At 70.7% G+C, this 19,649-nt stretch carries 14 protein-coding genes and 1 tRNA gene; 3 read left to right on the forward strand and 12 right to left on the reverse strand.

The genetic code is table 11. The features are described 5' to 3' along the window. Position 1: 1 nt before the first annotated feature. Both AB4Y94_RS11735 and AB4Y94_RS11740 read left to right on the forward strand, forming a co-directional pair. Positions 2-1,411 carry a polysaccharide pyruvyl transferase family protein gene (locus AB4Y94_RS11735; RefSeq protein WP_441728007.1) on the forward strand — a complete coding sequence of 470 codons (1,410 nt, stop codon included), beginning with the start codon at positions 2-4 and terminating at the stop codon, positions 1,409-1,411. Further along, positions 1,408-2,511, forward strand: coding sequence for a glycosyltransferase family 4 protein (locus tag AB4Y94_RS11740; protein ID WP_441728008.1), 1,104 nt, complete (start codon positions 1,408-1,410; stop codon positions 2,509-2,511). The genes AB4Y94_RS11735 and AB4Y94_RS11740 overlap by 4 nt, the downstream gene beginning before the upstream one ends. 418 nt (positions 2,512-2,929) lie before the next feature. Here the strand turns inward: AB4Y94_RS11740 and AB4Y94_RS11745 are convergent, their stop codons facing one another. The 8 genes from AB4Y94_RS11745 to AB4Y94_RS11780 all read right to left on the reverse strand — a co-directional run bounded on the left by AB4Y94_RS11745 (position 2,930) and on the right by AB4Y94_RS11780 (position 15,983). Further along, positions 2,930-5,296 carry a NosD domain-containing protein gene (locus AB4Y94_RS11745; RefSeq protein WP_441728009.1) on the reverse strand — a complete coding sequence of 789 codons (2,367 nt, stop codon included), beginning with the start codon at positions 5,294-5,296 and terminating at the stop codon, positions 2,930-2,932. Between the two features lie 271 nt (positions 5,297-5,567). Then, positions 5,568-6,647: a glycosyltransferase family 2 protein gene (locus AB4Y94_RS11750; protein ID WP_441728010.1), complete on the reverse strand. Its 1,080-nt coding sequence runs from the start codon at positions 6,645-6,647 to the stop codon at positions 5,568-5,570. Further along, positions 6,644-7,759, reverse strand: coding sequence for a hypothetical protein (locus tag AB4Y94_RS11755; protein ID WP_441728011.1), 1,116 nt, complete (start codon positions 7,757-7,759; stop codon positions 6,644-6,646). The genes AB4Y94_RS11750 and AB4Y94_RS11755 overlap by 4 nt, the downstream gene beginning before the upstream one ends. Then, positions 7,756-9,228, reverse strand: coding sequence for a glycosyltransferase (locus AB4Y94_RS11760; RefSeq protein ID WP_441728012.1), 1,473 nt, complete (start codon positions 9,226-9,228; stop codon positions 7,756-7,758). The genes AB4Y94_RS11755 and AB4Y94_RS11760 overlap by 4 nt, the downstream gene beginning before the upstream one ends. Next, positions 9,225-12,332 carry an oligosaccharide flippase family protein gene (locus AB4Y94_RS11765; RefSeq protein WP_441728013.1) on the reverse strand — a complete coding sequence of 1,036 codons (3,108 nt, stop codon included), beginning with the start codon at positions 12,330-12,332 and terminating at the stop codon, positions 9,225-9,227. The genes AB4Y94_RS11760 and AB4Y94_RS11765 overlap by 4 nt, the downstream gene beginning before the upstream one ends. Next, a complete protein-coding gene (locus tag AB4Y94_RS11770; RefSeq protein WP_441728014.1) occupies positions 12,329-13,399 on the reverse strand; it encodes a glycosyltransferase in 1,071 nt (356 codons plus the stop codon). Before AB4Y94_RS11770 ends, AB4Y94_RS11765 begins: the two co-directional genes overlap by 4 nt. A gap of 1 nt (position 13,400) precedes the next feature. Then, positions 13,401-14,885: an O-antigen ligase family protein gene (locus tag AB4Y94_RS11775; RefSeq protein WP_441728015.1), complete on the reverse strand. Its 1,485-nt coding sequence runs from the start codon at positions 14,883-14,885 to the stop codon at positions 13,401-13,403. A 3-nt stretch (positions 14,886-14,888) separates the two neighbouring features. Continuing rightward, the gene (locus tag AB4Y94_RS11780; protein ID WP_441728016.1) at positions 14,889-15,983 is read right to left on the reverse strand and encodes an acyltransferase family protein; all 1,095 of its coding nucleotides are present in this window, start codon (positions 15,981-15,983) and stop codon (positions 14,889-14,891) included. A gap of 266 nt (positions 15,984-16,249) precedes the next feature. On the opposite strand from AB4Y94_RS11780, the gene AB4Y94_RS11785 reads away from it, so the two are divergent. Further along, positions 16,250-17,449 (forward strand): LCP family protein, encoded by a 1,200-nt coding sequence (locus AB4Y94_RS11785; protein WP_441728017.1) that lies wholly within the window; start codon positions 16,250-16,252, stop codon positions 17,447-17,449. On the opposite strand, the gene AB4Y94_RS11790 is transcribed toward AB4Y94_RS11785, so the two are convergent. The 4 genes from AB4Y94_RS11790 to AB4Y94_RS11805 form a co-directional block, all read right to left on the reverse strand. Then, the gene (locus AB4Y94_RS11790; RefSeq protein WP_441728018.1) at positions 17,446-17,928 is read right to left on the reverse strand and encodes a VanZ family protein; all 483 of its coding nucleotides are present in this window, start codon (positions 17,926-17,928) and stop codon (positions 17,446-17,448) included. The two genes, AB4Y94_RS11785 and AB4Y94_RS11790, sit on opposite strands and share 4 nt — an antisense overlap. Further along, entirely contained in the window at positions 17,898-18,257 is a 360-nt protein-coding gene (locus tag AB4Y94_RS11795; RefSeq protein ID WP_441728019.1) for a nuclear transport factor 2 family protein, read from the reverse strand. The genes AB4Y94_RS11790 and AB4Y94_RS11795 overlap by 31 nt, the downstream gene beginning before the upstream one ends. A gap of 74 nt (positions 18,258-18,331) precedes the next feature. Next, positions 18,332-18,405 (reverse strand) — tRNA-Pro (locus AB4Y94_RS11800). Between the two features lie 271 nt (positions 18,406-18,676). Then, entirely contained in the window at positions 18,677-19,612 is a 936-nt protein-coding gene (locus AB4Y94_RS11805; RefSeq protein WP_441728170.1) for a metallophosphoesterase, read from the reverse strand. Between the last annotated feature and the right edge of the window lie 37 nt (positions 19,613-19,649).

A 19,649-nucleotide genomic window follows, 5' to 3' on the forward strand; every position in this document is an offset into this window, starting at 1 on the left:
CGTGGAGATCTTCGTGCCCGGCCGGGGCCAGTACGAGAACGTCGGCGATGTGCTGCTGCGGCGGCACCTGCTCGACTGGTTGCGCCCGTGTGGCCGGCTGCACGTGTATGTCGGCAGGTCCCCCGCCGGGTACGACAAGGGGCTGGGGCTGAAACCCGGGGATGTGCGGTACCGCTCGTTCGCCGCCTGGTACGCGGCCGGCCTGGCCCACGCGGCCCGCGGGCAGGCATCGTACGTGTTCAAGCCGGGAGAGATCCAGCTCACCCTGATCGGGATGAAGGAGCACCTGTCGATGCTGCCGCTCGTGGCGCTGATCCGGGCACGCGGGGGAGCCGCGGTGCGGGTCGGCGCGGGGAGCCGCAACTTCTCGGCGCTGCCACGGATGCTGATCCGCCCGTCGATCGCGTTGTCGAACCTGTCGCTGTGGCGGGATGCGGAGACCGCGCGGTACCTCGGCGGAGGCGTGATGCCGGACCTGGGGTTCGGGGAGGGGACCGCTGGCCTGGTGCCGGGCGCCTCCGCTCCGGGCCTGGGCGTCCGGGACCTGCTCGTGGTGTCGATGCGGTCGGACCTCTACCTGCGCCCGGACCCTCCGGAGGAGTGGCTGGAGGCGATCCGCCAGTTCGCGGAGCGGCACGGCCTGGCGATCTGGTCCGCCACCCAGGTGCACGTCGACGACGAGCGGTCGGGGCGACTGGCATCCGCTCTGGGGGGACGCGCCCTGCTTTGGGACGGGACCGGCCATGACGAGCAGGAGGCGCGGTTGCGGGCGTTGTACCGGCGGGCGGCGGTGGTGGTGAGCGACCGGCTGCACGTGCTGATCGCGGCGCTCACCGAGGGCGCGGTGCCGGCGGGGCTGGTGCTCGACGGGTCGGACAAGCTCGCGCAGCACTTCGCGGCCGCGGGGATCTACGATGTCGCCTGCGCGGCGGCGGGGCTCGGGACGCCCGACCTGGTGGCGCGAATGGAGGGGCTTCTGCAGCGGCGGGCGATCCTGCTCGAGCAGCTGGAACAGGCCAGGGCCGCGCTGGAAGAGGCCGGGGGCCGGGTGGCCCGGACGCTGGGCGCTGTGCCGGCCGCGGCGGCCGGGCAAGCCGCGACCGCCRCYGGGMCTSGCGCCGCCACCGGGCAGGCCGCGACCGCCGCCGGGACTGGCTCCACCACCGGGCAAGCCGCGACCGCCGCTGGGACTGGCGCCGCCACCGGGCATGCCGCGACCGCCGCCGGGCAGGGCGCGACCGCCGCCGGGCATCGCGCCACCACGGGGCCTCTCGCTACCGCGAAGGCCACCACCGGGCCGGCCGCCGACGCGAAGACATCAGCTTCGCCCGTGGAAGGCCCGGTTTTTGATGTTTTGGCGCCGGAAACCCCGATCGATGCTGGTTTCGTGCGGGACGGCGCCGGCTCATGAGACGAAACGTCGCGGTCCACGTCGGGCGTCACGGTGAAGTGGCCGGCGGCATGACCCAGGTGGTCAACGGATACCTCGGCTGGGACTTCGACGACTTCGACACCCGCGCGATCTCCTCGCGGGACGGGAGCACCGGCATCCGTGCTGCCTGGCTCGCCGCGTCCGCGGCCGGCCGGATCCTGCTCCTCCGAGGCCGCGAGAACACCGTTGTGGTCGTGCACCTCTCGGAGCGTGGGTCGTTCGTGCGGGAAGGCGCCCTGCTGCTGGTGGCGCGGGCGCGGGGGTTCGCGACGGTCGGACACCTGCATGGGAGCGAGTTCCGGGCCTTCGCGCACGCACACCCACGACTCGTCGGGCGCGTCCTGCGGGCGGCGACAGTGCTGATCTCGCTGTCGGAGGAGTCCAACTCCGTCGCCGAACGGTTCGTTCCGGCGGGCGACGTCGTGATGGTTCCGAACGCCGTGGCGGCCGGGGCGCCGCGGCTGAAGGAGCGGCTGGTGGTGTTCGGGGGTGCGGTGAAGCGCCGGAAGGGCGTCGACGTGCTGGTGTCCGCCTGGCGGTCGCTGACCGAGCGGATGCCCGGCCATGGCTGGAGGCTGGTGGTCGCAGGCCCGATCGTCGAACCTGACCTCGCCCCGCCGCCGGACGCTATCCCGGACGCCGAGTTCACGGGAGCGCTGGATCACGCCGCGTTGATGGCGCTGCTGGATCGGTCGTCGGTGGCGGTGCTCCCGTCGCGGGACGAAGCCATGCCGATGTTCATCCTCGAGGCGATGGCCCGGACCAACGCGGTGGTGTCGACGGCAGTGGGCGGGATTCCCGCCGTTCTGGGGGATGGCGCCGGTGTCCTGGTCGAGCCGGGCGATGTCGATGCGCTCACCGACGCGCTCCAGCTCGTGATCAGCGACGAGGTGTTCCGCGGCGGGCTCGCCAGCAGGGCATCCGCCTCGTACCAGGCCACCTATTCCACCGCCGCGGTGTTCCCGCGGGTGGAGGCGGTGTGGAAGCTGGCACTCGAGCGTCGCGCCGCCCAGCGCCGACGCTCTGGGTGGTCCCGGCACCCTGGAGGCACCCCCCGCAGCCGTTCGCAGCCCGGGTGACGCGCCCCCTCGTTGCTAACTCCTGCAATTCGAGGAGGCGCAGCGCCCGATCCGCGGAATCCCGGGCCCGGGATGTGGGCCCCGCCGCGTTTTGCAGGAGTTAGCAACACACGGGGGCGGCAACGGGTGCTGGAGCTCCCGGCGGGGCGGCGCCGAGCCCCGGCCGGCCCAGCGCCACCGCTCCGGTCGCTCCCGGCACCCCGGAGGCGCCCTCCGCAGCCGTCGCAACCCGGGTGACCCGCCCCCCCTCGTTGCTAACTCCTGCAATTCGAGGTGGCGCAGCGCCCGATCCGCGGAATTCCGGGCCCGGGATGTGGGCCCCGCCGCGTTTTGCAGGAGTTAGCAACACGCCGGAGCGGCAATGGGCGCTGGCACGCCCGGCCGAGCGGAATGCGCGCCCGGCCGGAGTAACGCAGTCCTACTTCGTGCAGGCCACGTTGCTGAAGCCCGCCGCGGCCCCGGTCATCGTGTTGCCGCAGGAGACGAGCGTGCCGCTGGTGTCTTTGCCGTTGACCTCGTACAACTTGAAGCCGTAACCGGCCGCATCCACCGCACCGGTGTTGCCGGCGAACAGGTTGCCGAAGCCCCAGCCGACGGTGGCGCCGTTGACCCGGAACCCGTTCAGGCTGCTTTGGGTTCCGGAGTTGTCGACGACCGACCAGCCATTGCCGCTGACCATGATCCACGACTCGGTGTGGTTCATCGCGTCCGTGCCGTTCATCGAGTTGCCGCGGATGAGTCCACCCGTGGTGCCCTCCTTGGCTTCGACCATGTCCGCGGTGGTGTGTGAGATGGTGTTCTCGACCACGGCGTTCCGGTCGCTCTTGTCTGGGTTGCAGTTGGTGAGCGCACACCAGTTCGCATCGGAGGAGCCGATGTAGACGCCCTCGCCGTAGAGGCTGTTGAGCAGGCCGGTCTTGCGGATCGTGTTGCCCACAACTACGCTGTCCGTGGTGTTCGACCGCAGGTGGATGCCCTCGAAGCCGATCCCTTCAACGAGCATGTCCGAGATGGTGATGTGGTCGCTCCCGCGCACGGTGACGCCCTTAAGCCCGTTGGTCGCCGTCATGCCGGTGACGATCAGGTGGGAGGAGTAGTTGACCTGGATCGGCGACTGGTTGTTGGTGATGCCGCCGCCGTCGATGATGGCGTTGCGTGAACCGCACAGCCAGATCGGCTTGGTCGCGGTGCCCTTGGCGGTGAGGTTCATCTGGCCGCGGTAGGTGCCGTCCGCCATCTTGATCACAGCGCCCGGGGCAGCGGATGCGACGGCCTTCATCAGGTCCTTCGCGTTGGACACGGTCACCGTGGCAGCCGGGCAGTTCGCCGAACGGTAGCTGCCCACCGGGGTGGTGCCGGTCTTGACGGCTGTCGCCGCCGAATGGGCCGACTCATTGCCGGCGGTGTCGACGGAGGTGACCGCGTACGACTGGCTCGAGTCGGCGGGCACGCCCAGGACCGTGAACGATGTGCTGGTCTTCGCCGTCTGTCCGATCAGGGAGTACGCTCCGGCCGGGCTGACGTTGTAGACGCGGTAGCTTGCCACGTCGGGTGACGTACCGGCCGACCAGGACAGAGCCACATTCCCCGAGGCGTTGGATGCGGCGAGGGCCGTCGGCTTGGCCGGCGGTGCGACGTCGGGAACGACGAGCGCGTCGATCATCACGTTCTTGCCGGACGACGCCGGGTTGGCCGTGCCGCTCCACTCGATGGTGAGCGTGTGCGTTGTGTCGGCCAGACCGCTGCGTGAGTAGACGACCTTCTGGTAGGCGGTGGACTTCGAGTACCGGTCGACCGTGGTCTTCGCCCCGTCGAGATAGACGTTGGCGATGCCCGAGGACGGTGTGACGCGGCTCAGCCACTGCACGGCGGTGCCGGTGAAGGTGAGCGTCGCCGACCCGGCGGAGTTCAGGTACTCGCTTGACCCGCCGCTGTCGCTGCCCGAGTTCATGGTGCGCCAGGCGCCGGAGTACTTCACCGGTGCCGACGTGTTCTCGTACACCCCGACGGTCACACCGGCTGGTGCGGCGGCAACGGGCGTCGCGTCAACCGGCGCGGCGTCGGCCTCGATGGCCTCAGGGGCGGGGGTGGGTTCGGGAGCGGGAACGGACTCGGGCGCGGGAACCGGCAGCGGGGCATCGGTTGCCGGTGGCGTGGGAACGGCCACATCGGCCACGCCGAAAGCGTCGACGATCGTGTTGGTTCCGGTGGACGCGGGGTTCTTCTGCCCCGTGCGGGTGACGGTGATGGTGTGCTGGCCCGGCGCGAGGGTGTCGGTGGCGTATGCGAGCTGGCGGTAAGCGGTCTCTGCCGCGTAGCCGTCGACAGTCGCCACCACGGCGCCGTCGATGCTGACCGTGCTGATGCCAGACGAACTGGTGAGGCGGGTGACCCAGCCGACGGATGTTCCGGTGAAGGTGTACGACGCCGACCCGGCTGAGGAGAGGAAACGGATCGCACCGCTCTGATCCTTCGTCGAGGCGGTGGAACGCCATGCGCCGTCGTAGGCGATGTCGCTGGAGGCGGCCCCGATGATGGTCGGCGCGAGAGTGCTCGCCTCGGAGGAGACTGCGGCGCTCGCCGGGGCGGCGGCCAGGGGAGCCATGGTTCCGATGAGGAGTCCGGCGACGGCGACCGCGACAGCGGCGGGGAACAGGATATTCGGGCGCGCGGAGCTGCTGCGGCGGGTGGCGCGCGCGGTGCGGTTGAGCGGAGTGCCGTTGAGTGCGGTGCGGTTGAGCATGGTGCGGCGGAGCGAGGTGCGGAGCGTCGGGCGGATATCCAAGATGTCGGGGGGCCTTTCAGTAGTGAGCCGCACTCACCCTAAGCGTTGGCCTCTGTGTGTTCAAAGTGAGCCGGCCCCTGATTCCGTGGCGAGCTGGCCGCTGACCGGCCCTTCTTCGGGTTCTGGATGCTCCAAAATCAGCCTTTCCGAGGGCGATGAAACGCGAGGGATGAACCGAGGGATGAACCGAGGGATGAACTGGGGGATGAAACGAGGGATGAACTGGGGCGATAGAAACGGGAGGGATGAAATACAGGTGCACTGCGGCCGGTCAAACCGCCCGGTGCCGGGCGCTGTCCGTCGGGTGTCCTGCAGCGGGCAGGCGCTCGTCTGCGCCGGCGAACCGCAGCACCAGCCGGTGGAGTCCCACCGAGAGCTTCGCCGACGCCGCGAGCAGCAGACGCTTCCAGTCGCGGCTGACGACGAGGTCCACGAATGTGTTGAGCCCGACCCGGCGGCGCAGCGTCGCGACGAGAGCCGTGCGTTCGGCGCGATCATATGGCCCGGTCACCACGTCCTTCAGCCCCGACAGTGCGATGAACCGAAGCTCGAAGTAGCGATACGGCCGGGAGCGAAGCAGGTGCGGATCGAGGGTGCCGGCCGCGTCCCGGACGGCCCGCTCGACCAGCTCGAGGGATTCCAGTCGCCGTGTCCCGGAACGCAGGATCGACCCGGGCCGCTGGATGTAGGAGTAGAGCATGTCGGGGATGGCGGCGACCTGCCGTGCGGCGGCGAGGAGCTGGGCCGTCATCGCGAGGTCCGAGTGCACGCGCGCGGCGGTGAAGTCAATTCGCTCGGCCAGCGTTCGACGGAACAGTTTGTTCCACAGGTGCCCGCTGATGTCGCCCAGGAGCAGCATCCGGAACGCCGTCTCGCCTGACACCGGCACCGGCAACTGTGGAGCCCGAAGCGCACGCGTGTGTCCGTCCGGGTAGACGAACTCGGCGCCGCAGATGACCACGTCGGCGTCGGTACGCCGGGCGGCGGAGACGAGGCGGGAGACGGCATCCGTTACCGGCCGGTCGTCGGCGTCGACGAACCACAGGTAGGCGCCGCGGGCGTGTCGCACGGCGCGTTCGCGCGCCCGGGCGACGCCGACGTTGAAGGGCTGCCACAGGAAGTGGACCCGGGGGTGCTGGTCGGCGAGGCGGCGTGCGACGACGGCCGTGGCATCCGTCGAACCGTCGTCGACGACGATGACCTCGGTGCTGGCGAAAGTCTGTCCGAGGAGGCCCGTGACCGTGGCCTCCAGGTAGTCGGCCGCATTGTGCGCCGGGACAATGATGCTGACCGTCGGCGGCTCCGTGGCGGCATCCTCGGAGGGCGGAGCATGGTCCCGGCGACGCGTCATACTGCCAGCCTCCGGATGTCCTCGCCGAGCGTCCGGAGGTCGGCGCGGGCGTCGACGACGTGCTGCAGGATCGGCTCCCGGCGGCTGAGCACGTCGCGGGCGGTGCGCGCGAGGGCGGGGAAGTCGGCGAGCCCGGCATCGACGGACACGCCGAGGATCCCGGCGGCAGCAAGGCTCCGGGGAACCTTGCCGCTGCCCGCGACGGTGCCCTGTACGCTGCTCGCGACGGTGCCCTGAACGCTGCCCTGAACGCTGCCGGCCTGCGTCAGTGCCAGCGGCAGCGCGCCCTCGGTGAGGCCCATCACCGCGGCGTGCAGCCGGTTGGTGACCAGCAGCCGGGTGTGCCGGTACGTCTCGCGCAGTCGTGCCTCCTGCCCCGCGTGGTCCGGGCCCTTCCAGACCACCGCGGTGCCCCCGAGTTCGGCGGCCAGTTCAGCCGCGAGGGGTCCGTCGCGCAGGATCTGGGCGACCGTGACGATCTCCAGACCGTGCTGGTCGGCGAGCCGGCGTACCGAGCGCGTCCAGGTCGCATCCGGTCGCGGTCCGTTGTACCGCATCGACACCGCCAGCAGCCCGCGATCGGCGTCGCTCCAGCCGGTGGTGAGGTGCGCGTCGGGGGAGCCGACGGCGAACGCCCAATCCGGTGCCACCCGGCCGAGGCCCATGGCCGCGCGGCTCTCGTGGTCGCGCCAGGACACGATGTCACACATGTGCAGCGTCACCCCGATCGGCACCCGCCACCAGCTCGGCCGACGTATGCCGAAACCGGCATGTACTGCGTGGCCCCCGCGAAGCCGAGACGCGAGCAGTAAGGGCGCGAGCCGGAGGTACTGCCCGGCGTAGGAGCGGCGCACCTCGATCTCGCCCGCGTTGAACGCGTAAACGGATGCCTCGCGCAGGCTGGTGCGTGAGACCTCGCGTCGCCAGCTCGCCGACGAGCGGAACACCGTATCGGCGTCCGTGAGGCCCAGGGCGCCGAGATACGAGTCGTCGCGTTCGCCGACGAAGAGCTGCAGTTCGCCGGCCGGGCGCAACGCCTCCAGGAAGGCGCGGCGCAGCACGGTGTCGCCCACATTGTCGACCTGGCCCAGCACGGAGGCGAAGATCTTCATGGGTACCGCTGCCCGGATGCGACGCCCACCGTGCGCGCCAGCACGCTCTCCAGCGCCGAACCGCTGGCTTCGACCGAGAACCGGCGCAGCCACGGCTCGATGAGCGCCCGGTCCAGTGGCAGGTCGGCGGCTCGAAGGATCGCATCGGCGAGGTCGACCGGGTTGGCCGAGAGCGCGAGTTCGCCGGTGATCCCGGGCACGATGGCGTCGGCCACGCCGAGCGCGCCGGACACGGCGACGGCAGGATAGCCGGCCGCTGCCGCTTCGACTAAAACGTTGCCGAATCCCTCGCGATCCGAGGGGAGCACCACGACGGCGTTGTCGTCCAGCGCCGCGAACCAGTTCTCCACCCAGCCGCGGTGCCAGAAGTCCACGCCGACTCGGTCGGCGGCGTCGGCGAGGTCGCCCAGGAGTGGACCGTCGCCGAATGTCATGATCTCCACGCTGATCCCGCGCCGGGCCAGCTCCGCGGCGGCCTCGATGGCGAGCAACGGACGCTTCTGGGGCACCAGCCGGCAGACGACCACGATCTGGATTCCGCGGTCGGATCCCGGTCGCCGCGCCGACGCGCCGGCCGTTCCGGTCGAGCCATCCGTACCGCCCGTGACAGCGCTCGGGACAGTGCCGCTCGGGACAGTGTCGCCAGGGACCGTGCCGCCAGGGACCGTGCCGCCAGGGACCGTGCCGCTCGGGACAGTGCCGCTCGGGACAGTGCCGCCGGTAACCGTGCCGCCGGTAACCGTGCCGCCGGTAACCGTGCCGCCGGTAACAGTGCCGCCCGAAACTGTGCCAACATCCCTCCCCGCGCCGCCCGTCGCGACCAGCACCACGGCATCCGCTGCCCGCGTCGTCGCCACCGTGGCCGTCGCCACCGTGGCCGTCGCCACAGTGGCCGCCACCTTGGCCGTCGCCGGATTCGGCACCACGGTCACCCGCTCGCCGCGCACGCCGAACCCGGCGATCAACTCCGCCGCGACCGGGTGCGAAATCGCGATCACGTGGTCGGCGAGCCGGTAGAGGCGCTGTGCGGCAAGCACCTTGGCGCGATGTGAAGCGGATGCCCCCGGCAGCCCCAGCGACACGACGTTGCGTTCGCTGATCACCACTTTCGGCCGCTCGGCGCGCGGCATCATGCGCGACGCGGCAAGCAGCACCAGGTTCGGGTGTGTTTGCAAGGCGATCGCGACCTGCGGTTTGGTCGCGAACAGCAGTGCCCGCAGGGCATTGGCCTTGGCCACCTGTCCGGGGAGCGCGGTCAAACGCAGCAGGCGCACGCCGTCCGGGAGGTAGTCGCGCGCGCCTGGCGACTCGGACACCAGCACCACCGAGACATCGTGCCCGCGTTCGGCGAGCCAGCCCATCCAGGTGCGGGCGACGAACTCCGCGCCGCCGCCGTGGAGCGACGACACCACGAACAGGATCCGTTGCGGGGACCATGGCGGCTGGGTGGGGGTTTCGGCGGGTGTCATGGTGTCTCCTGCCTCGCTGGTGGACTGAACGGTGAGCTGATGGGGGGTGTGACAAGCGCGCCGCCGTGCGGGCCGGCCACCGGAGCGGCCCCGCTGACCACGGCGCTCGCCGGGCCGGCCGGCCAGCCGGTTCCCGGGCGTGCGGGGACGCCGGCCAGCTGCAGGGCGTCGCCCGGACGCCCGTCCGCTCCCGCTCCAACGCCGGCCATGCCCGCTCCCGCACGCAGGGGCTCGCCGGCCTCGGCCGCCCTGTCTACTGCCGCCGGGCGGTCGACCGACGCCGCCACGTCGGCCGCCTCGCCACCCGCCTCGTCGCCCGCGCGGTCGACCGCCCTCAGCCCCTGGAAGTTCACGTCGGCCAAGTGCTGCACGGCGGACAGGCGCGCGACGACGCCGGCACTCCAACCCGCGCGATCGGCGAGCAACTCGTCGACGAGCGGCACAATCCGGTGGGCGAGGCCGGCGCCGGGCGTCACGCAGAGTCGCTCGCACTTCGCGCCGAACAACTGCATCAGGCCCGCGACCTTCCCCTGGGTGGACAGCGTGATCGCCGGCACCGCGCTCCACAACGATTGGATCGCCAGGTGCATCCGCCCGGCCACCACCAGTCGGGCGGAGGCGCAGAGCCCGCGCACCTCGGCCGGGCTGAGCTGCTGGTCGACCAGCACCACGCGGGCATCATCGACGCGCGCCGCGATCGCCCGGCAGGCGGTCAGGTCGCTCGCACTCGACCGGATGACGTGGGGCAGCAGGATCACGCCGATCCCGCGTTCGAGCAGGGCCCGCACGATCACCGTGTACTCGCTCGTCTGGTCCATCGAGCGGCCGACCAGGCCGCTCGGGTTCACCACGGCGTAGGCCGGCGGTGAGCTGCCGAGCAGCCGGTCGACCACATCGGCTGAGACGGTGTGCGCGGCAAACACCGCATCGGCGGTGTCGACGACGCCGCGGAACCCGGCACGCCGCGCCCGGGCACCGGAGATCGGGTCGCGCACCAGCAGCCGCACCCCGGCGCGCCCCGCCCGCCGCACCGCCCAGCGGGCACCTGCCCGCGCCCGGCTGTTCCAGCTGAAACCGAGGATGCGCGCGTCGACACCGATCCCCGCGGCCAGGGTGGCGACATCCGCTCGCCGAACGGATGCCCGCGCGTCGTACGCACCGTCCATCGCGTCTGCGCCGACCACGGTCAACGACCGGGCCGCGGAGAGCAGCCGGCCGAGCGCGGCGATGTCGCGCCGGTGCGCCGTCTCAACGCCGTGGATCAGTGCGGGCAGCGCGTGCATGTCGGCGCGTGCGGCGTGCGCCTCCGGGAGACGGAGGTCGTTCATCGTGCGCACCACGATCCGCACGTCGCCGGTGGTGTTCTCGAGGAACGCCTCGACCATCGCCTGGTCGCCGATGTTGCCGGCCCCCGGCGGCGCGATCAGCAGGTGCCACCGTCGCCCGTCGGCGGCGGGATCCGCGGCCTCCTCTGCCCGGGCCCCGCGCACAGCCCGCCGGAACACCACCCGGTCAAGGGCCGACGTCACCCCGGACGCGGCCACCAGCGCATTCCAGGTGCGCCGCCCGCGTTGCTGCAGCCCGCGCATCCGCCGGCGACCCGATCCGGGCGCCCCCAGCAGGAATTCCCGGCTCGCGACGATCGCCAGCACGTCTCGCCGGAACGCCGGCCACGCCAGTGCGATTAACGCCACCGCTGCGAACAACGCCGCCGCCCCCACCACCAGGCTCACCACCGGCCACCCCGACGGAACCCAGAGCGTCGCCGCGACGGACGCCATGGCGGCGACCCCGTAGCCGACCGCGGCGCGGGCGCCGGCCAGGAACAGGTCGCGAGCCGGGGCATCGGACACCCGGCTGATCCACCACAGGCTGAACGGCCAGGACAGCGCCATGCCGATGGAGTAGCCGGCGGCCACCCCGTACACGCCCCACAACGAACCGACCAGCACGAACACGATCAGCAGCGGCCGGGTGATCAGCGAGAAGTAGAAGTTCTGCCGCATCAGCCCCTTCGAGAGGAACACCCAGTACGTGGCGTACCCGGCGACCTGGAAGAACCCGGCGACGCTGAGGATCTGGAAGATCGGCGCCGAACCGATCCACTGGTCGCCCAGAGTGATCAGGATGATGGGTGCGGCCTGCGCGGCGGCCAGCGCGAGCACGAGGGTCACCAGGTGCAGCATGATCCGCTGGCCGAGGGTGATGAACCGGCCATACCGCTCCGGCTCGTCCTGCAACCGCGACAGCACGGGCAGCGCCACCCGGGTGGACGGCGCGTTGATCTGGTTCAGCGGCAGCAGCAGCAACTGGAACGCCCGGTTGTACAGGCCGAGCGGACCGGGCCCGAGTGTCGCGCCGATCACCACGGAGTCGACGTTGCGGCTGGCATAGCCGAGCATCTGGGTGCCGAAGACGTTCGAGCCGAAGCGCAGGAAGTGGCCGATGTCTGTGCCCCGGTGGAACCCGCGCGGGAACCACCTGGTCACCGGCACCAGGAACAGCAGCGCCAGGACGCCCTGGCTCACCTGCTGCCCCGCCAGCGACCAGTAACCCCACCCGGTGGTCGCCATCACCACCCCGATGACCAGCCCGCCGAGTTGCGCGGCGATCTCCGTGCCGGTCAGCGCGACGAAACGGAAGTTGCGGTTGAGGTCAGCGCGGAACTGGGTGGCCAGCCCGTTCAGGAGGAAGGTGAACGCGAGCACCTGGGTCAGCGGCCCGAGCCGCGCATCGCCGTACAGGCCGGCGATCAGGCCGCTGCACGCGATCGCCACCCCGGTCAGCGCCAGGCCGATCGCACTGTTCACCCAGAACAGGTTGTCCTTCTGGTGGCGGCTGAGCTGACGCGCCTGGATGGCCGCCGACGACAGCCCGAAGTCCCGGAATACCTCCCCGATGCCGATGACCGCGGTGACGGATGCGATGAGGCCGTAGTCGCTCGGCGCCAACAGGTGGCCCAGGATGATGATGCCGGTCAGTTGCACGGTGATGCGGATGACCTGCCCGCTCAGTGTCGTCGCCGCGCCCCTGCCCGCGGTGCGGCCTAGGCCGACTGTGGTGGGGAAACCGGGCACTGCTGCCCGGGCGGCGTCCTCGCTCATCGCACGGGTTCGAGCGCTGCGGCGTCAGCGCGTGCCGGGCGGCTGCGGGCGAGGGCCCGTCGGTACACCCCGCTGGTCGCAGCGCCGATGGTCATCCAGTCCCGACCATCGAGCCGGGGCGGCTCTGTGCGGGGGCGCGCACGCAGGTCGTCGAGTGTGCCGCCCAGGATCTCCGTGGTGAGTTCGCCCTCATACTGGTGCACCCAGCCGGGTCCGACCTCCTCGGCGAGCACCGCGTTGGCCGGGGACGAGGGAACGAGGACCGGCCGGTTCAACGACAAGGCAACCAGGATCGCCCCTGAGTTGTGCATCTCGCGGTACGGGAGTACAACGAGCTCGGCGTGGCCGACCTCATCAACGAGCTCGGCATCCTGCACGAATCGGAGCACAGAGCTCACCCGGGCATCGTAAGCCTGTTCCCGTTCGATGACCTCCCCCAGGCCGTCGGACGGACGCCCGACGATGCGCAACTGCAGCCCGGGATCCTCCAGGGACCTGAACACGCCGAGCAGCGTCTCCACCCCCTTATACCGGCGGATCAGTCCGAAGTGCAGGATGCGGCCTGGTACCGGCTGTGCGTCGGACCGGAACCGGCCGCGGTAGTGGCCGTGCGGGATGGTCACCACCTCGGCGGAATTCGAGGCGCTCGGGGGCAGCGGCGTCGTCGGATTGAGCTTGATGAAGGCCGCCGTCCGACGGTCAAGCGCGTCAAGCACCCGGGTTTCGGCAACATGGCCGGACTCGTGCGGCCGCAGGTTGTGGAGCGTTCGCACGATCGGCACCCGTCGCACCCGCAGCAGCAGGAGCAGGACGCGGAGGGAGAGCCGCTGGAGGAATGCCTTCACCGGCTGCGGGTCGCGCACCAGGAACTCCGGCCAGTGCACGTGGAAGACGTCGTACCCGCCGAACAGTGCCGCGCGCCAGGAGAAGAAACGGAAGGCCACGTCCGTCGGCGCACCCTCCACGACCTGGTCGACGTAGCGGGTGGTGCCGTCCGGCGGGCTGAGCGAGAGCTGCACGGTCAGCGGCCGGCCGGTGCGGGGGGAAGTGGGGGAGGATGGCGCCACGTCACTTTCTCCTTCCGGTGATGGGCACGCGCGGTCCTGCCTCGAGCCGAGCGGCCGGAACCCCGGTCGCGGCTCTCGACCCGACAGCGGCATCCGCTGTCGCGAACCCGGCCGGCGCCGGTGGGTTGAGGGTCAGGATGAACAGGCAACCGAGCAGCAGGTGCATCGAACGCACGCCGTCTAGCGCGTTGAAGCTTGAGATGCAGATCGAGAACGCGAGGATGCCGGCCGCGGCGCCCACCGCCCGCATGCTGAGCGCGTGGAAGAACGCCGAACCAACCATCAGGGCGAACAGCAGCAGGCCCGGGATTCCCACGCCGATCAGTAACTGCAGCAGGGAGTTCTCGATCACGACGTCGGTGAACCGCCGACCGGTGATCCCGGAGGTTCCGGTGCCGGAGCCGATCCAGTTGGTGAGGTGGCCGGCCTGGATGGCCACCCACCAGGCCAGGTCGCGGGCGCCGGTGGAGAGCTCGCCCTCCGCCGAGGTGTCGCGGGCGGAGAACGCGTCGAACTGCAGGATTCCGACGACTCCCACGACCGCGAGGCCCGCGCCCGCGGCGAAGCGGCTCCACCGCTTCTCACCGCGGATCAGGAGGGCCGCGAGGTACGCGAAGGCGGCCGCCACCGCACCGGCGAGCATGGCGCCCCGGGAGACCGTCACCGCAAGTCCCAGGCCGCTGAACACGGCGGCGGCCAGGGCCCAGGCCGAGCGGGAGGTGAGCCAGATACCGACGGCGAGGGCGACGGCGACGGCGAAGAACAGGGCTGCGAGCAACGGATGCCCGAACGAGGCGCCGGCCCGGTACACGGCCCAGTGCTGCGCGTTCGGAAGGCCGATCAGGTTGTACAGGGCGCCCCAGAGCAGGTTCGCGTGCAGGATCGCCTCGACCAGCGCGTACGCGCCCAGCCAGCCGCCGAGCACCATCCAGGTGCGTTGCAGGTGCGCGGCTTCGCGCCGGGCGCTGCCGACGACAAGCGGAAGGAGCGCGCCGGCGGTGAAGCTGATCAGCCAGCCCAGCGAGGTCTGCATGTCGGGGGAGCGGAAAACCGAGACCAGCGCCCAGAGGAAGAACAGGCCGCCGAACACGACGGTGGCCGTCTTGAAGGGAGTGGAGCCGCCGGGCGTCGCGTTTTCATCGCCGATTCGAGCCTCGTTGCCCTGGTCGAGCACGATCCGGCGGAACGCCCACACCACCAGCACGATCGTGGTCAGCGGCAGGGCGCCGAGTGGGCCGTCCTGGGGCAGCACCCGCGGCGGCAGCAGGGCGAAGATCGTGAGCGCCACGGCGGGGATCACCTCGACCGGAATCAGGAACAACGTCCCCAGCGCCAGGACCGCGATGACGAACAACGGCACCACGATGAATCCCAGCTCGGTGACGTAACGGGGGAGGACCACGCTGGCGGCCAGCACCGCGAGCGCGCTGCACACAACCAGGGCAGCCACCCGCAGCCGGTTCCCGCGCATTGTCGACCAGCGCATCCGCTACCGCCCTCGCCTGTCGGACTCGGCGCCCACCGCGCCGCTGCCGGCCGAACCGGCGCCAACCGGTTCGACGGCCGGGCGTGGGCGGCCGGAGAACCAGGTCGGCACCGCGTAGCCGTAGCGGAGCACCGGGAGGTCCCGGGTGACCCGCCACACGCCGAGCGCCAGCGCCACGGACACCGCGGCGACCAGCACCGGCAGTGCCGGGCCGAGCGCGCGCAGCCAGCCCTGCCCGCTCGCCGGAACCAGCGCGAGGGTGAGCAGGTTGACGAAGAAGATGTGCAGCACGTACACCGGGAGGGTGGTGCGGCCGATGTAGGGGAGCCAGCGCATCCCGTTGAACCGGGTGAGGTAGCGGGCGATGAGGAGGCCGGCCGCGATCGCCAGCAGGCTGGCGACCACCAGCGACCCGGTGATCAACGGCACCCGGGAGCGCACACCCAGCACCATCGCGGCGAAGCCGAGGAACAGCACCGCGAACAGCAGGCCGGTGGGGAGGCCGCGCCGTTCTACGAACCGGGTGATGGCGCCATGGAAGAAATAGCCGACCATGAAGAAGAACACATAGCGGCCCATGCCGTTCCAGGCGATGTTGCCGGTGTCCGCGCGGGCGAAGAACCACACCGACAGCGCCGCGGCGACACCCAGCTGGATGCGCCAGTCGACCCGCCCGTGCATCAGCTTCGCGGCCACGAAGAACAGGGCGAGGGCGTAGAGGAACCAGAGCCCGTTACTCGGCCGGACCGGGGCCAGGACCAGGTCGACCAGTGCGGTGCCGTCGATGCCGGTGGGGTTCGGGACCGCGAGGAAATAGAGGTAGCGCACCACCGTCCAGACCAGGAGCGCCCAGACCAAGATGCTCAGCCGGGTGCGCCACAGTTCCCGCCAGGACCGGTTCACGATGGTGTGCGCGAAGAGGGCGGAGGCCAGGAAGAACGTCGGCATCAGGAACAGCACCAACACCAGGCTGATGGTGGTCCAGTAGCGCGGCGCAAGGCCGCTGAGGGTGGTCCACTGCGACGAGTGGATGAGCACGACAAGGATGATGGCAGCACCCTTCGCCGCATCCACCCAGTCGACTCGGGTTCGTGGCACGATGCCTCCCGTCGGGTCGGTGTGGGCTCGTTCTCGCTACGATAACCGCTTTGGTGCGAGCGGTACAGGGATCGGTGAACCCGGTTTGAGTTCGTCTCAGGCTGGTCACCTGTTCGTAACTCCTGCAATTCGTCGTGCTGCCTCGACCAGTCCCACGCAATCACGGGGCTGCTCCCGACCCCCGGGCCCGATCTGCAGGAGTTACCAACAGGGTGCAGGGTTAGAGTGAAGCCACCGTCCGCCCGAGTGTCACAGGAAGGGTGCCCATGCGAAAACCGATGCCGCGGCTCCCTGCCGGCCGGACGGCCTGGTGGATCGCTGCCACTCTGGTCGGCGCGCTGCTGATCACCGTCGCGAGCGTCGCGGGTGTGAACGCATGGAACGTGGGCGCCGGCCTGAACAGCCGGTTCCAGACGATTCCGGATGCCTTGCCGGGCCCCGGCACGGAGCCCGCGGCTGGTGGGCCCAGTGTTCCCGGTCGCGCCGACGCTCCGGCGGCGATCGCGGGCACGGTGCAGAACATCCTGGTCCTCGGTGTGGACGGCGGCAGCAACGCTGTCGGCGCATCGAGCACCCCGGCCGCGAAGGGCGTGCTCGGGCTCCTGACCGCCGACGCGTTGCGAGCCGCAATGGTCGTTCACGTGCCCGCCGACCGGAAGAGTGTCTCGGTAGTGGCCGTGCCGCTCAGCGACCCTGGTGCCGCGCCCGTGCCGCACAGCGACTCCGGTGCCGCGCCCGTGCCGCTCAGCGACTCCGGTGCCGCGCCCGTGCCGCACAGCGATCCCGGTGCCGCGCCCACTTCTGCACCTGCCGTCGCCGCCGGCGCGGACACCGGGACCGCCGACACGAGCATCCGCGCGGCGCTCGCCGCCGACGGCGTCGCCGGTGCGGTCCGGGCGGCGGAAGACCTGCTGGCGACCCACATCGACCACGTCGGCGCCGTCGACCTCGCCGGCTTCGCCGCAGCAACGAAGACCCTGGGTGGCGTCACCCTGGACAACCCGGCGCGATTCACCTCGGGCGGCCGCGCCTTCCCGGCCGGTGCCGTGCGCCTGAAGGGTGCCTCAGCCCTGGACTGGGTCCGTGGCCCGGACGCCGGCACCCCCGGCACCCCCGGCGCCGCCGGCATGACCGGCACCCCCGGCACCGCCGGCATGGCCAGCACATCCGGCACCCCCGGCACCAGCACCGGTGTCGTCCGCGCCGAAGTCCAGCAGTTGCTCCTGCGGGCGATGCTCACCGCCGCCGTCCGTGCTGAGACGCTCACCACCCTCCGCACCCTGAGCGAACTCGCCCGTCGAATGGCCCCGTTCGTCGCGGTCGACGCCGGTCTCACCTCCGGCTACCTGGCCGATCTTCAGCTGGAGCTCCGGAACATCCGCTCTGATGTCGTCTTCCTCACCCTTCCGACAACGGATGCCGCCCGCCGCGACGCCGTCACCGCCACCTTCGGCGAGCCCCGCTAAGCCGCCCGCCGCCGCGGGGCGCCGTGCCGGGCGTGGATCGCCCAGAGCACCAGCAGCGCAACCACCGTGCCGACCACCGCGCCGATGGTGTTGGCGATGACGTCGTCGACGGTGGCGTAGCGCTCAGGCAGGAACATGAATTGGCCGATTTCGATGGCGCAGCTCGTGAAGAACCCGACCACGATGCCGAGCCACCACCGGCGTGCGCCGGCGAGCATCCCCACGAACAACCCGACCGGCACGAAGAGCGCCACGTTCGCCGAGAACTGGGCGAAGTCGTAGTCCACCCAGAGCGGCGCCCCGTGATTGTGCAGCCAGGAGATAAAAGCGAGCAGGGAGCCGTGGGCATTCCGGTCGACCGGTGTCGGCCAGAAGGCGATCAGCGCCAGCACCACCACATAGGCGAAGGTGAGCCACAGGGTGACCCGCCTGGTTATCGTTGCAACCGTCACGAGGGGGTCGACTGGTCCATCCACCACTCGGTGAATTCGCGGGCGAGGCCACCGGGGGTCAGGCGGATCACCCACAGGTTGCTGTAGAAGCGGCCGTCGCGATACCGGGTCGTCCCTTCGACGATGGCGACGTCATCCGTTTCAGCCAGAGTCGTCCAGTCGAATGTGGTGTCACCCGGTTGGTCCGCAGCCGCCAACCATCCGCGGACGATCTCGTCGTGGCCGCTCCAGGGCGCCGCGAAGGGTTCGGTGCGGTAGGTGGCATCCGCCGTGAACAACGCCCTGATGTCGTCGGGGTCATTCGACTCCCAGGCCTCTCGGTACGCATCGATCCAGGCAGCTACGTTCGCAGTCATGCCCCAGTTGTACAACCAGAAACGCTCCCGCCTCAAGAGGCGGGAGCGTTTCACAGGTGTTGCTGGTGATTCTGTCGGGGTAACAGGATTTGAACCTGCGACCTCGTCGTCCCGAACGACGCGCGCTACCAAGCTGCGCCATACCCCGATGGCCCGTGGGCCTCAATAAGTATAGACGCTGCGCCGGGGGGTTGCACGCCATGGGCTCGGCCGACGGTGGTCGAGCCTGTCGAGGCCCCGAACCGCGCCCGATCCCCTCCGCCAGGCTCGCGGCTGCTGCCCGCGCCGCGTGGGCGCGCAAGAACGCACGGGGCGCGGGGTATTTCGGGTGCCCGGAGCGTTTTCGGGTGCCCGGAGGCGGGCGGAGTGCCGCTTCGGGTGCCGGGAGCGTTTTCCCGCTCCCGGGGTGGCACCGTTGCTCAGGCAGCAGTCAGCGTCAGCAGCGTGGCCTCGGGCGGGCAGGCGAAACGAACGGGCGCGTAGATCGACGTGCCGAGGCCCGCCGAAACGTTGAGGTAGGCGGTGTGCAGCCCGGCGTTCCAGAGGCTGAGCCCCTTGACCTGGCGGCGGGGGATGTCGCAGTTGGTCACGAGGGCGCCGAACCCGGGCACGCAGACCTGTCCGCCATGGGTGTGGCCGGCGAGGATCAGCTGGGCGCCGTGGTTCACGAATGAGTTCAGCACCCGCTGGTACGGAGCGTGCGCGACGCCGACGGTCACGGTCGGGCGCGGGTCGGCGGCCACGGACGGATCAGGCCAGGTCTCATCGGAGAGCGGGTCACTGGCCCGCAACTCGTCGATGGCGCCCGTGATGACTTCCAGCCGGTCCAGCCCGATGTGCGGGTCATCGACGCCGAACAACTCGAGGTGGGTGCCGTTGATGTCGAGGGCGCCGGCCGCATTGTTCAGGCCGGTCCAGCCGAGGTCGGCGAAGACGCCGTGCAGGCGGGCGATGTCCAGCGGTTCATGCGAACCGATGCGCCGCTTCGACGGTCCCGCGAAATACTTGAGCGGGTTCTTCAGTTGGGGGCCGACGTAGTCGTTCGAACCGTTCACGAACACCCCGGGGATCCCCGCGAACGGTTCAAGCGCATACGCGATGCCGGCGATCCCGTCGGCATGGCCGAGGTTGTCGCCGGTGTCCACGACCAGGTCGGGCGCGAGGTCGGCGAGGGTGCGCACCCAGTCCTGCTTGTCCCGCTGCCACGGGGCCATGTGCAGGTCCGAGAGATGCAGGACACGGATGCTGTCGGCTCCGGCAGGCAGGACCGGTACCGTCACCTCGCGCAGGGTGTACTGCGTCCGTTCCACCAGCGACCCCCACGCGAGCGCGGCAAGCCCCGCCCCGGCGGCCATACCGGCCGCCGCTGCGAGTACCTTGCCGCCGCTGGTG

The sequence above is a fragment of the Glaciibacter sp. 2TAF33 genome (genome assembly GCF_052114945.1).
GTDB lineage: Bacteria > Actinomycetota > Actinomycetes > Actinomycetales > Microbacteriaceae > Cryobacterium.